The 13,612-nt window shown below is 61.7% G+C and carries 9 protein-coding genes; 5 read left to right on the top strand and 4 right to left on the bottom strand.

Translation table 11 applies throughout. The features are described 5' to 3' along the window. The 4 genes from ASTEX_RS14895 to ASTEX_RS14880 all read right to left on the bottom strand — a co-directional run bounded on the left by ASTEX_RS14895 (position 1) and on the right by ASTEX_RS14880 (position 5,800). The gene (locus ASTEX_RS14895; protein ID WP_013480459.1) at positions 1–630 is read right to left on the bottom strand and encodes a hypothetical protein; all 630 of its coding nucleotides are present in this window, start codon (positions 628–630) and stop codon (positions 1–3) included. Positions 631–742: 112 nt separating this feature from the next. Then, positions 743–1,543 carry a thioredoxin domain-containing protein gene (locus ASTEX_RS14890; RefSeq protein WP_013480458.1) on the bottom strand — a complete coding sequence of 267 codons (801 nt, stop codon included), beginning with the start codon at positions 1,541–1,543 and terminating at the stop codon, positions 743–745. 26 nt (positions 1,544–1,569) lie between these two features. Further along, on the bottom strand, positions 1,570–2,973 hold the full coding sequence (locus ASTEX_RS14885; RefSeq protein ID WP_013480457.1) for a M48 family metalloprotease: 1,404 nt from the start codon (positions 2,971–2,973) through the stop codon (positions 1,570–1,572). A gap of 142 nt (positions 2,974–3,115) precedes the next feature. Next, positions 3,116–5,800 (bottom strand): Rne/Rng family ribonuclease, encoded by a 2,685-nt coding sequence (locus ASTEX_RS14880; RefSeq protein WP_013480456.1) that lies wholly within the window; start codon positions 5,798–5,800, stop codon positions 3,116–3,118. A gap of 728 nt (positions 5,801–6,528) precedes the next feature. Here ASTEX_RS14880 and ASTEX_RS14875 point away from each other — a divergent pair. The 5 genes from ASTEX_RS14875 (at position 6,529) to ASTEX_RS14855 (ending at position 13,381) form a co-directional block, all read left to right on the top strand. Further along, entirely contained in the window at positions 6,529–7,761 is a 1,233-nt protein-coding gene (locus ASTEX_RS14875) for an N-acetylmuramoyl-L-alanine amidase family protein (protein ID WP_013480455.1), read from the top strand. A gap of 205 nt (positions 7,762–7,966) precedes the next feature. Then, the gene (locus ASTEX_RS14870; protein ID WP_168148161.1) at positions 7,967–10,399 is read left to right on the top strand and encodes a penicillin-binding protein 1A; all 2,433 of its coding nucleotides are present in this window, start codon (positions 7,967–7,969) and stop codon (positions 10,397–10,399) included. Between the two features lie 91 nt (positions 10,400–10,490). Then, positions 10,491–11,613, top strand: a protein-coding gene (gene prfB / locus ASTEX_RS14865) for a peptide chain release factor 2 (protein WP_013480453.1) whose coding sequence is annotated in 2 segments (ribosomal slippage) — positions 10,491–10,559 and positions 10,561–11,613 — 1,122 coding nt in all. Because the reading frame shifts where the segments join, the coding sequence is not laid out codon by codon here. A gap of 57 nt (positions 11,614–11,670) precedes the next feature. Further along, positions 11,671–12,108, top strand: coding sequence for a nucleotidyltransferase family protein (locus ASTEX_RS14860; protein ID WP_013480452.1), 438 nt, complete (start codon positions 11,671–11,673; stop codon positions 12,106–12,108). A 43-nt stretch (positions 12,109–12,151) separates the two neighbouring features. Further along, the gene (locus tag ASTEX_RS14855; protein ID WP_013480451.1) at positions 12,152–13,381 is read left to right on the top strand and encodes a chondroitinase-B domain-containing protein; all 1,230 of its coding nucleotides are present in this window, start codon (positions 12,152–12,154) and stop codon (positions 13,379–13,381) included. Positions 13,382–13,612: the final 231 nt, after the last annotated feature.

The following is a 13,612-nucleotide window of genomic DNA, read 5'->3' as shown; positions in this document are numbered from 1 at the left end:
CTAATCCGGGGCGGCCCTTTCTCCCTTTTCCAGCCTTTCGAGATGTGCCCGGTGATAGTCAGGGGCGAAGATGGCCGGATGGCGACGCAGTTCGGCGTCCGGCGGTTGCCCCGTCTCGCTCAGGATGCGTTGGTAATACTCACCCCATAGGTTCATTAGCTTTGTGACATCGGCTTCGACATAGCCTTCGTCGCGCCACAGGGCGAGGTGCATCCCCTTGGCAATGGTGACCAGTTTATCAAACATTTCGCCACGGCGGGTTTCGTAGTGACCCTGACGGTTCAGTTCGGCCTCGGCGCGTTCCAGCGCCAGCTTCTGAGCGGCCTCTTCGTCGATGGTGTAGCTTCTGAGACCGTAACGTTGCGGTTTCGCCTCTTCCGCATCGTCAGAAGCGAGGTTGCGGGCCGTGGCCTTGAGGGATTTCGGCTCCGGCGGCGGGGCAAAGAGCTGACACAACATGCTGTCGACCGCCATGACGGCGCGGGCCGTGCGCTCGGCTTCGAGAGCGGTTTCCGGCTTCGACAGCGAAGTCACGTGACCCAGTACCGTGTCGGCAAAGTCGCGCAGGATGGCGCGACGCTCGGCCAGCAGCGCTCTCAGTTCTGCCTTGTTTTCTGCGTGGACATCCATGCGGCCATGATGACACAGGCTGAGCGCGCGGGGATAGATTCGCTATGAAACCCTGATCCGGGGTCTGGGGGCAGTTGCCCCCAGAGTCTTTTCACTTATTTCGTCTTTTCACTTATTTCGCCTTCTGACGCGCCGCCGTCACCAGAGTCTGAAGCTGCGGGATATCGCCGCCATTGACCAGTACGCCATCAACGATGAAGTTGGGGGTCGCTGCGATGCCCAGCTTGTAACCCAGTTGCAGGGTTTCCTCGATCTTGGCCTGAATGGCGGGCGACTGGGCCTTGGCGTGCAATTCGGCAGGGTTGACGCCGGCGGCGGTCAGGGCGACATCGACATCGGCCTGAGAGCTGAGTTCGTGGCTGTAGAGGGCGTTGTGCACGGCGGCGTAGTGGCCGGTGTCGCGGGCGGCGAGGGCCAGGGCGGCCAGAACACGCGAATTGTCCTTGCCGATGATCGGATATTCCTTGACCACCACGCGCACGTCGGGATTGGCCTTGAGGAAGCTCAGCAGGCTGGGGTGGCTGGCGCGGCAGGCCCCGCACAGATAGTCGTGGAACTCAATAATCGTAATGGGGGCAGAGGGGTTGCCAAGGACGGGATCGTCGGCGGCGATGATTGAGCCTTCATTGGCCTTGATGGCGGTTTCGACACTCTTGCGCGTTTCGGCATCCTGCTTTTCGCGCAGGGCCGTCGAGGCATCGACCAGCACTTCGGGCCGCGTCATCAGGCCGCCGCGCACGATCAGGCCCTGAATATTGGGCAGAACATAAGGCGCCAGTGCCAGCACAAAGGCCCCGGTCGCCAGCGCCAGCGCCAGATTGGACTTGCTGAGCAGGGGCTCACGCGGGGCAGGGGCGGCCGTCTCTGTTTTGATTTCGGGTGCAGGCGTCGGCGTTTCGGGGGTATCGGTCACGGGGACTCTTTCCAGCAGCGGTACATTTAACGACGGGTACGGGTTTCTTCCTCCACGGGGTCGATACCCATGAGCGAGGAGGTGGTCAGAACGATGTCGCGGGCACGACGGTATTCGATGGAGTCCTTGGGCAGGTTTTTCTGCGACCACACGGCGAAGGTGCGGGCCTGCGGGATATTGCCCTGATAGAACTCCGCTTCGGCCGAGGCCAGACGCGCCTGACCCGGCATTTTCAGACCATCATAACCCTGCGCCAGCAGGTTCCAGGCAAAGCTGTTGTCAGGTTCGTATTTCAGCGAGGCATTCAGCTTCTCTATGCCTTCGCGCAGATTGTCGTCACCGCCGGCGGCCACCAGAGCCTGCCCCAGATTCACCAGCAGAAGTGGCGCGTCGGGCAGCAGTTCCACCGATTTGCGGTGCGCCGGGATGGACAGTGCGGTTTGACCCGTCTCAAAATAGATTTGCCCCTTCAGCTCCCATAGATAGGGGTTATTGGGCTGCTCGGTCAGAAGCTGATCCAGCTCGGTCAGGGCCTTCTTCACCTCGGTCTGCTTGTACCACGCAATGACGTGGGCATAGCGGGCGGGGTAAGAGCGGTCGCTTTCGGGGTAGCGCATGAACACCTTTTGCGGGTGATCGAGGAAGCCCGACAGCTTGGCCTTGACGATGCTGAATTCGGCGATCAGTTCCGGAGAGTCCACCGCATCCTTGTGCGACTGTTGCTCGACCAGACGGCGGAGCGTGGCGACCCGGTCGCGCGACAGGGGGTGAGTGCGGAAATACTGATAACGCTCGGCGTTGGAAAAGGTCTCGTAATTGCGCAGCTTATCGAAAAATTCGACCAGACCACGGCCGGACATGCCCGCGCGCTCCAGCGCCTTGACGCCGGCGATGTCGGCGGAGGCCTCCTGCGTTTGCATGTAGCGCAGCGCCCCCAGCGTGCCGAAGGTCTGCGATGAGCCCAGAAGGCCCACGCCCGCATCTCCGGCCCCGGCCAGAATGGCAATAATCCCAAGCCCCAGCGAAATGGCCATCGGGGCCTTGGCCGCCTGATAGATTTCGTCCGAGCGCACAGTATGACCCGCCGCCTGGTGACCGGCTTCGTGGGCGATAACGCCGAACAGCTCATTGGGTGTTTCGGCTTCGCCGATCATGCCGGTATTGAGGCCGATAATCTGACGCGAGGTGGCAAAGGCGTTGATCGACTGATCGGCGATCAGCAGGAACTGTACCTGATCGGCATTGAGGCCCGAAGCGGTCAGAATGCCGCGTGTTTCCTTATGCAGAAAACGCTCGATCTCGGTGTCGCGGATGACGGCTTGCGCCTGCGCCTTGGGGGCCAGTCCGGTGATGGCCAGTATCATCAGCGAGGCCGCCGCCAGAGGCTTCAGCCAGCCGGACGCTCTGTTTTTAAGGCCGTTCCACACCATAGGCACGTCTCTGTCACGGATTTCGTTCAGCTTTATATGGAGATTAAGAGTGACAAATCTAAGGCCCTCACACAACCGGAAAAGCCGGATGGGTGGCTGTAAACAAAAGGCCCGCAACGCCAGGGTCGCGGGCCTTTCGGTTTTATTTGCGCCACCAGCCGCGCTTGGGCTTGGCGGGCGGGGTGTTGATTTCCGCCGGGTCGGGCTCAGGCGCGGTGGGGGCGAAGCTGCCGCCCAATGGTTCGCTTTCCAGCACGGGTTCCGGTGCGGGTTCGGCCACGGGTTCCACCATGACTTCGACCGGCGCAGGTTCCACCGCCGGTTCGACGGTCAGTGTGGGTTCTGCGGCGACCTCGGCCACCGGCTCGTCGGTCTTCTTCTTGCGCGAGCGGGACTTGCGCGCGGGTTTGGCAACCTCTTCAGCTGCTGTTTCGGTAACGGCTTCTGGCACGGCATCAGTGACCGGCTCCGGAGCCGTTTCCATCACGGCAGGCTCAGCGATGGTCTCGACCGTTTCGCTCGCTTCGGCTTCGGCCTTGCCACGACGCTTGCGCGGCGGACGCTTGCCCTTGGGGGCCGGCTGATCGCGCAGGTCTTCGGGCACCAGCGAGGTCGGGGCCTGAGTGGCAGCCCCTAATACCGATGCAGACTCTGCACTGGTTTCGATGACGACGGTCTGGTTGGCCTCGGTAGCGACCTCGATCACATCGAAACCATCCGGCGTTTCGCCCGGATTCGGGGCGCGCTTGCCTTGCGATTCGTCGAACGGGTCGATCCACACATATGGTTCTTCCAGCGACGGTGTGCGGGCGCGCACCCAGGCATAGGCCTCACGCGGACGGGCGTCCGGTCCGTTGCGACGACCACCGCGGCGGCCGCGACGGCGGCGACGGTTGCGGCGGAAATCGCCATCTTCGTCGCCATCCTCGTCTTCGCTGTCGGCCTCGGAGTCGCTGGCCTCGGCCTCCGCTGTGTCGGCTTCGACGCGCGGCTCGTTGTCCTGACGGCCCCGGCGACGGCGACGGCGGCGGCCACGACGATCCTCGCGATCCTCACGCGCTTCGGCGCGGTCCGAGGCCTCATCATCGTCCGTGTCTTCGCGTTCGATAGCCTCTTCGTCGATGGCGATGACGTCTTCGTCCTCGTCCTCATCATAGTCCGGGTCCGGACCCAGGTCGATGATCGGATCGGGACGCGGCGGCGGCGTGAACTCCACCTCATCGGCGTGCACGGTGCGCACGATCTCAAATTCGGCGTGGTTCAGGTCGGAGTCGATCTCGACATTGACCTTCAGGCCCCATTCGAGACGCAGCTTGGCCAGATGCACCTGCTTTTCATTAAGGATATACAGGGCCACGGCCTGCGGCAGCTTGATGGTGATGGCGCCGGCGCCATTGGTCATGGCCTCAAGGTCGATGGCGCGCATGGCGGCCAGGGCCGAGGAATCGGTCGAACGGACGCGGCCCATGCCTTCGCAGTGCGGGCAGATAACCGTCGTGCCTTCGAGGAAGCCGGTGCGGCGGCGCTGACGGCTGATTTCCATCAGGCCGAAGCCAGAAATCTTGCCCATCTGGATGCGGGCGCGGTCTTCGCTGAGGGCGTCCTTGAGCTTCTTTTCGACGGCGCGATTGTTCTTCGACTCATCCATGTCGATGAAGTCGATGACCACCAGACCGGCCAGATCGCGCAGACGCATCTGACGCGCGGCCTCTTCGGCAGCCTCAAGATTGGTCTTGAGCGCCGTCGCCTCGATATTACGTTCCTTGGTCGATTTGCCGGAGTTGACGTCGATGGCGACCAGAGCTTCGGTCTGGTTGATGACCAGATAGCCGCCCGAACGCAGCGGCACGACCGGCGAATAGATGCGGTTGAGGATGTCATCTATGCCGTGGCGCGCAAACAGCGGCATCCCACCATTATAAAGCTGTATCTTCTTCGCCTGCGACGGCATGATCATGCGCATGAAGTCCTTGGCGGACTTATAGCCTTCGACGCCCTCGACCTGCACGTGGTCGAAATCCTTGTCGAAGAGGTCGCGGATGGCGCGCTTGACGAGGTCTTCTTCCTCATAGATCAGCGCCGGGGCGTTGGAGCGCAGCGTCGTCTCGCGGATGTTTTCCCACACGCGCAGCAGGTAGTCATAGTCGCGCTTGATCTCGGTCTTGGTGCGCTTGGCCCCGGCCGTGCGCACGATCAGGCCCATGCCCTGCGGCACGTCCAGCGACTGCGCCACGGCCTTCAGCCGCTTGCGGTCAGCCCCATTGGTGATCTTGCGGCTGATGCCGCCGCCGCGCGCCGTATTGGGCATCAGCACGCAGTAGCGCCCGGCCAGCGACAGATAGGTGGTGAGCGCCGCGCCCTTGTTGCCGCGCTCTTCCTTAACGACCTGCACCAGCAGGATCTGACGACGCTTAATGACTTCCTGAATCTTGTAGCGCTTGATCAGGTGGGCGCGCAGGCGGCGCTCCTCGTCCGGCAGGTCGTCGCCGTCGTCTTCGTGATCCTCGTCCTCGGCATCGTCGTGGCCGTTAGCGGCGGCCTGCGCCGCCAGCTCGGCCATCAGTTTTTCGCGGTCGGCGACCGGGATCTGATAATAGTCCGGGTGGATTTCGTTGAAGGCCAGAAAGCCGTGGCGGTTGCCGCCATATTCCACGAAGGCCGCCTGAAGCGAGGGCTCTACGCGGGTGACCTTGGCGAGATAGATATTGCCGCGCAACTGCTTGCGGGCGTGGCTTTCAAAATCGAATTCCTCAACTTTTGAGCCGTTCAGAACGACGACGCGGGTTTCTTCCGCGTGCGTCGCGTCGATTAACATGGTTTTCGACATTAACGCGATCTCCGCAGCGCGCACGCCTTAAAGCCGCGCCGGACAGAGGGCCGGGCGGTGACAGGGGGCGCTGACTGATTTGGGGTGAAAGGCGTGCGCAAAGGCCCGGTCCGGCGCGCAAAGTGCGCGGAGCGGTAGAAATCCGGAGCCTGTTCAAATGAGCAGCACAGCCCATAGGGTGTTTGTTACCTTAGAGCCTCATGCCGAAACGTGGAGTACGCGTTCCGGAAGCACATGAGGCGTTACAAGAAATCAGAGCCATAACGCGGCTCAACTGAGCCGACGAATACCCTGACTACGCTTTGGCCGAAGCGTCCCGGTGCCGATGGAGGCCCCTTTGGCGGACACGCCGGTGAATTTCATTCGGGTGGCGACGGGTCCTGTGACGGACTGTGTCGCCGGAAGAAGGTCTGACCGGTCGCACAGGAACGGAACAGCGCCTCTTCGAGGAGGTGTTTGGTCCGGTGTGGGGCGCGTGCGACCATCAAAATATCGCAGGCCAGACACCGGCAACGGACACGAACGCCTGTCAGAATCGTTTATAAGACAAGGTCTGACGGAGCCGCCGTGCACGGACGAGGCGAATATGCAACAAGGCGGCGCAAAAGAAAAGCACGCAATTATTTTTGTTGTTAACGAGATTGCTACCCGCGTCGTGTATCCATTCTGTCACAATGCAAAAGCAGCGGCACCAGAAAGGTGTCCACGGTGTTTGGTGGAGCGGGTGAATGATCCGACGTGCGTGGCGTTTGGCCGGCAATGGTCAGTTATGGCTGGCTGCCCTGATGGCGGGTGCCATCGTAATTGCGACAGGGGACATCACCCCGGTCGAAGCGGCCTCCAGCGGCGATGTGGTCAATGTACGTCTGGGCGGTGCGCCGAACCAGACACGGCTGGTCATTGATCTGCAAGCCTCGGCGAAGGGGGAGCTCCTTAGCCGCGAGGAAGACCAGCAGCGCGCCGTTCTGGGCCTGTCGGGTATTGATGTGGGTGCGGCGCTGAGCGGGCAGGGGCAGGGGCTTGTTAAGGGCTGGAAGCTGGATACGACGGCCGGCATGACGCGTCTGCGCCTCGATTTCAGCCGCAATGCTCGGATCGCGCGCCGTTTTCTGCTACCGCCCGCCGATGGGATCAGCACCTATCGCTACGTGATCGACGTGGTTGCTGCGGATGCGCCTGCGCCTCAGACCGTCTCTGCGAAGACCGTGGCCGATACCGCGCCCATACCCCCTGCATTGCGCACCGAAGCGGCTGACAAACCGCGCACGGGCAAGAAGATCATCGTGGTCGATGCGGGTCACGGCGGGCATGATCCCGGTGCACGTGGTGCGTCGTCGTGGGAGAAGGACGTCAATCTGGAGGCGGCCAAGGCGCTGAAAGCCAAACTGGAAGCCACAGGTCGTTATAAGGTCATCATGACGCGCGACTCCGACGTCTATGTCGATAAGGTTGCCCGCGTGCGCATCGCCCGCAACGCCAATGCCGATCTGTTCATCTCGCTGCACTCCGACTCTGGCCCCAATACGGCGACCAAGGGGGCGTCCATCTATACCCTCTCGGATTCCGGCACCGAACGGGCGGCGCGCAACGCCATGAACCGCGGTGACTGGGCCTTGCCGACGGGGGCGACGGACAAGACGGTCGGGCGCATCCTGATCGACCTGACCCAGCGTGCCACCAAGAACCGCTCGGCCACCTTTGCCGAACTGATGCTCGACAATATGGACGGCACTGTGCCGCTGCTCAAAGGTAGCCACCGTCAGGCCGGTTTCGTCGTCCTGCTGGCCGCCGATGTCCCCGCCGTGCTGCTGGAGATGGGCTTTATCACCAATGCCGAGGACGAGCGACGTCTGAACGATTCGGGGGATCGCAACCGGATGGCCGGGCAACTGGTGAAGGCGATCGACCAGTATTTCGCCAATGATGTGCGCTACGCCTCGTTCGGGTTTGTCGCTCGCTAATTCTGCAAAACCCTTTGTGTTTAAAGCCCTGCTGTAACGGCAGGGCTTTTTCTATGCGGTAAAGCGTCGCCAATAAGCCGCATTTGCCCGCAATAAGCCGGATATGACCATGATCAGGGCTTTGCGCGGGGGGCGGGCTTTGATACACACAACGCAATATGATGCGGACGCTCTTCGTAACGGAACCGCGTCGCGGTGACGGAGGGTGTTTGTGAAGTCCACTGAGCGTTGGTTCGCCATGGCGGGGGTGGTGCTGATGTCGATGGTGGCCATCGCTGGCTTCGCTATCGCCATCTATGCCGCATGGCTGTTCCACGACCTGCCCGACGGCAATGAAATCGTCGATTATCGCCCGCCTACCTCAACGCGCCTGTTCGCCTGGGACGGGACGCTGATCGGTGAGTTCGCGCAGGAACGCCGTATCTTCATTCCCTATAACCGCATCCCTGAGCGCGTCAGCCGCGCCTTTCTGGCCGCCGAAGACCGCAACTTCTTCAACCATTCCGGCGTCGATGTCGGGGGGCTGTCGCGGGCCATGGTCAAGAATGTCATCAACTTCGTGCAGGGTCGCCGCCTCGAAGGCGGTTCCACCATCACGCAGCAGGTGGCCAAAAACGTCCTCTTGTCGAACGAGCGGACCATCGGGCGCAAGCTGAAGGAGTTTATTCTGGCGCGGCGGCTGGAAACCTCGCTGACCAAGGAACAGATCCTCGAACTCTATCTGAACGACATTTATCTGGGTTATCGTTCGAACGGGATTGGCACGGCGGCCTATAACTATTTCGGCAAGTCGGTGGACCAACTGACTCTGGCCGAGACCGCCTATCTGGCGGCCCTGCCTAAGGGACCGCATAATTACCACCCCATCCGCCGCAAGGATCAGGCCATTGCCCGCCGTAACTGGATTCTGGGCGAAATGGTGTCGGTCGGCTGGGTGACTAACGCCGAGGCCGAGGCCGCCATGCGTGAGGATCTGGTGGTGCAGTCGGCCCCGCAGCGCGCTAAGTATCGTGATGCCGACTTCTTCGTCTCTGAGGTCGAGCGCCGCTCCAAGGCCCTGTTCGGCGAGGATATATACTCCGCCGGCTACTATATGAAGACGACGCTTGACCCTAAGCTCCAGACAGCGGCGCGTATCGCCCTGATGGACGGGCTTGAGCTATATGACCGCCGCCACGGCTGGCGCGGGGCGTGGGGCAACATCGGTAGTATCAATGAAGGCTGGCAGCAGGAGGCCGCAGCCGTAGAGGCCAAGTTGCCGGAGCGCCGTCGCGCGCCGTTTGAGCGCCCCGACTGGCAGGTCGCCGTGGTTGAACGCGCGGGTGGCTCGATCCGCCTGGCTGAGGCCCCGGCGGGCGAAAACCACGGCAATCTTCGCGGCTCGGATGTAGCGTGGGCGCAGGGTGGGGCCGGGCTTAAGGCCGGTGATCTGATCTATGTGGCGCGCGATGCCACGGGGGCCTATGCCCTCAAGCAGGTGCCTGCGGTCAATGGCGCGCTGGTCGCGGTTGACCCGTGGACGGGCCGCGTCGTGGCCATGGTCGGCGGCTATTCCTTCTCGCTGTCGAAGTTCAACCGCGCCACGCAGGCCAAGCGTCAACCGGGTTCGGCTATCAAGCCGTTCATCTACGCTACCGCGCTGGAAGGCGACTTTACGCCGGCCTCCATCGTGGTCGATGGCCCCATCACCTTCAAGGGGGGCAATGGCGAAGCGTGGTCGCCCAAGAACTATTCACGCACCTATTACGGGCCGCAAACCCTGCGCAAGGGGCTTGAACTGTCGCGCAACGCCATGACCGTGCGCCTCGCCGACAAGGTCGGCATGAAGACGGTGGCGGCCAAGGTGGTGCAATATGGCGCGGTCGATAGTATGGAACCCTACCTGTCCAATGCGCTGGGTTCGACCGAAACAACGCCCTATCAGCTCACCGCCGCCTATTCGGCTTTTGTAAATGGCGGGCGGCGCATTAAGCCGCACCTGATCGAGCTGGTGCAGGACTATCAGGGCAAGGTCATCTACCGTGCCGATCAGCGTAAGTGTCCGGCGGGCTGTACGCGGGCCTTCGATGGGACGGAATCGCCGCGCCTGATGCCCGAAGGCCAGCAGGTGATGGACCCCATCGTTGCCTATCAGATCAACTCCTTCCTGCAAGGCGTCGTACAGCGGGGTACGGCGGCACGCGCCAGCGCGCTGGGCATTCCGCTGGGGGGCAAGACCGGCACGACCAATGAATACCGCTCGGCGTGGTTTGTCGGCTTTACGCCCGATCTGGTCGCCGGGGTGTTTGTTGGCTTTGACGACAACCGTTCTCTGGGTGAGTCGGAAACCGGTGGTTCGGCGGCCCTGCCGATCTTTATCGACTTCATGGCGGCGGCGACGAAGAACAAACCGGTCAAGGACTTCCGCAAGCCCAAGGACGCGGTTTACGTGTCCATCCGTGGCCACGAAGAAGCTTTCCGTCCGGGAACCGAGCCGAAGCCGATCGAGCGCACACCTGATGTCGTCGATGGACCCAAGCCCTATACCGAGGTGTGGCGTGACGGTCTGACCGGGCAGCCGTCCAATCAGCCGACGCCGCAGGAACAGCCGAAAAAGAAGAAGTACGTCGATGAAATCGAGGAGGAGGTCCTTTATTAAGGGCCTGTATCCTTAACCCCGGTTTCTCTTGCCATTACCCGGCAACAGGGCTATCCCCCACGGCTATCTTTTTTACCGTAAGGACATTGTAATGCGACTGGATGTTGAGGCTTCGGCCAGGGACATCGAGCAATCCATCGGATTGCTCAGGAGGCGTCTTTGACTGGGACGTCGCTCTAAGACGTCTCGACGAACTGAACGCGCGGGTCGAAGACCCGACGCTGTGGGACAAGCCCGAAGAGGCGCAGTCCGTTATGCGCGAACGCACCAAGCTGAGCGGTGGCGTCGATGCGGTCAACAGCCTGACCAAAGAGCTTCAGGACGCGCTCGACTATGCTGAGCTGGCCGACATGGAGGGCGACGAGGAACTGCTCGAAGAAGCCCGCGCCATGCTGAAAGCCATTAAGGAAAAGGCCGCACGCGCCGAGCTTGAGGCGCTGTTGTCCGGCGAAGCTGACGGCAATGACGCCTATGTCGAAATCAATTCCGGGGCCGGGGGCACGGAGTCGTGCGACTGGGCCGGCATCCTTTTGCGCATGTACACGCGCTGGGCCACCCAGCACGGCATGACGGTATCCATCGAAGAAGAGACGCCCGGCGAACAGGCGGGCATCAAGTCGGCGACCATCATGGTCAAGGGCACCAATGCCTATGGCTGGCTGAAGACCGAGGCCGGGGTGCACCGTCTGGTGCGTATCTCGCCCTTCGATTCCAATGCGCGCCGCCATACCTCATTTGCCTCGGTGTGGGTCTATCCGGTGGTCGATGACACCATCGTTATCGACATCAACCCGGCCGATGTGCGCACCGATACCTACCGCGCGTCGGGGGCCGGCGGTCAGCACGTAAACAAGACCGACTCGGCGGTGCGCCTGACGCACATCCCGACCGGTATCGCCGTGGCTTGTCAGGCCGGACGTTCGCAGCACGCCAACCGCGACGAAGCGTGGAAAATGCTGCGCGCGCGCCTGTATGAACTGGAACTGCAAAAGCGCGAGGCGGCGCAAGCCGCGCTGGAAGACCAGAAGACCGATATCGGCTGGGGGCACCAGATTCGCTCCTACGTGCTTCAGCCCTATCAGATGGTCAAGGACCTGCGCACCGATGTGGAAACCTCGGATTCGCAAGGGGTTCTCGACGGTGATCTGGACGCCTTCATGGGGGCGTCGCTGGCCCAGCGGGTCGGTGCCACCCGCGATGCCGTCGAAGAGTAAAACTGAGAAGCCGGGGTTTGCGCCCCGGCTTTTTTTGTACCCATTGCCGATACACCCATGCCGCCCGACCTTCGCCGCTCGCTGGACCTGATCCGTCGTCTGATGCCGCCCGAACAGCCGTGGTGGCTGATCGGCTCGGCGGCCCTGTCTCTGAGCGGGTTGCCTGTCACGGTGCGCGACGTCGATGTCTATGGCCCCTCTGAGGTCATCGAGGCCGCACGTATCGCCCTGGGCGTGCCAGTAAGTCCCCCGCGCGCCGACGCCCGCTTCCGCTCCAGTCCCTATTTCCAATATCGTCCGCCGGGCGGGCTGGAGATCGACTTTATGGGCGGATTACAAGTGCTTTCGGCGGGCGACTGGCGTGAATTGCGAATCGAAAGCGATGTATGGATCGGCGGGGTGCGGGTGCCGACCCTGAGCGAACAGGCGGCCGTACTGCGCCTGTTCGGCCGGCCGAAAGACAGGGCGCGTCTGGCGCTGATGCCGGACTTGTAATTGGCTGCGGGCCCTGCCTTACTGCGGGGTGATGGAGGCGGCGATGTGGAAATGGATCGGTGTGCTATGGTGTCTGGTCGGGCCAGCGATGGCGGCGGATTACTACGTCAATGGGACGACGGGTAACGATGCTCAGTCGGGCAGCCAGGCGCAACCGTGGCGCAGCCTCAGCCGCGTCAATGCCCAGACACTTGAGCCCGGTGACCGGGTGCTGCTGGCGCGTGGCACCGCCTTTGTCGGTCATCTGAAGATCACTCAGTCCGGCACCGAGGCCAAACCCATCATCATCAGCGCCTATGGCGAGGGGCCCGCGCCGAAACTGATGAATCCGCGCTTTGGGCTGGAATTCGGGCGAGTCGTATCGGTGTACGGCAGCTATGTAACCGTCGAAAACCTATACCTCTATGACGGGGCCACGCCGCCCCCGGATGAGCCGCCCTTGCCGTGGAAGGAAAGCCACCAGCACAAATTGGTGACCGAGATGGCCGGTATCTATACCGATGCGACCACTCACCATCTCACCCTACAAAACAATGAATTCAAAAACATGCCGGTCGGTGTTCGTGTACGCGGCCCGAACTCACTTGTAAAGAGCAATTATTTTCACGACGCCTCGCGCATCACCGAATACTGGGGCGCGATGGCCATTGTCATTGTCGGGCCGCACAATGAGGTGGCGCACAACCGCATCGAAAACTACGGCTTCTACGGTGGCGCCTATGTCAATGACGGAGCGGCGGTCGAACTGGACGGCGAGGACCGTTTCTTTGACGCGCACCACACCTTTGTGCACCACAATCTGTCGCGCAATACCAAGGGCGGCTTTCTGGAAATCGCTGGCAATACCCACGACGTGACCATCGCCCACAATATCAGCGACGACGTTGATAAGTTTGTGGGCACCAATGGCATCCGTAATCTGAAGATCGACGGAAATATCATCATCCGTACAAGGATTCCGGATATTACGGATAAGGACTTCTGGTCGCTGCGCGCGATCTTCTGGTCGATCTGCTGGAATGGTTGCGCCGGAGACCGAGACGCCGGGGTGAGCATCACCAACAACATCTTCTATCTGACGGCCCCGCACCGCATCTATCTGGGGCCGGACAATCCGCACGGCTTCATGTCGGCCACGCACAGCGGCAATCTCTACTGGTCGCCGGACGGGGACGCCGCCGCTATGCTGGCCCAGCCGCTGGGGGCGGGTGAGGCCATTACCGATCCGGGGTTTAAAAACCTGCTCAACGGGGATTACGGGCGCTCGCGCTAAATAGCCCCGTCTCTGATTTCATGGGGAGGTGTAAAGCGGCTGGAGCAATTGAGCGTCTGCTGACCTGCAAAAAATAATCCCCCACACCCTCTCGACAAGCGGGGACAGTTGCGCTATGGCATCCTCCCTTTTAAGGCGTACTGCGTCTTAAACCAAAGCCCGAATGCCGGTCTTCTGCTCTTTCCACCGGCGATGGGGCGTGACTTTCTGTTCAGAAAGTTATTGAAAAAC

It is taken from the genome of Asticcacaulis excentricus CB 48 (assembly GCF_000175215.2).
GTDB classification, from domain to species: Bacteria; Pseudomonadota; Alphaproteobacteria; order Caulobacterales; family Caulobacteraceae; genus Asticcacaulis; species Asticcacaulis excentricus.
This window is presented reverse-complemented; position numbering and strand designations above follow the sequence as displayed.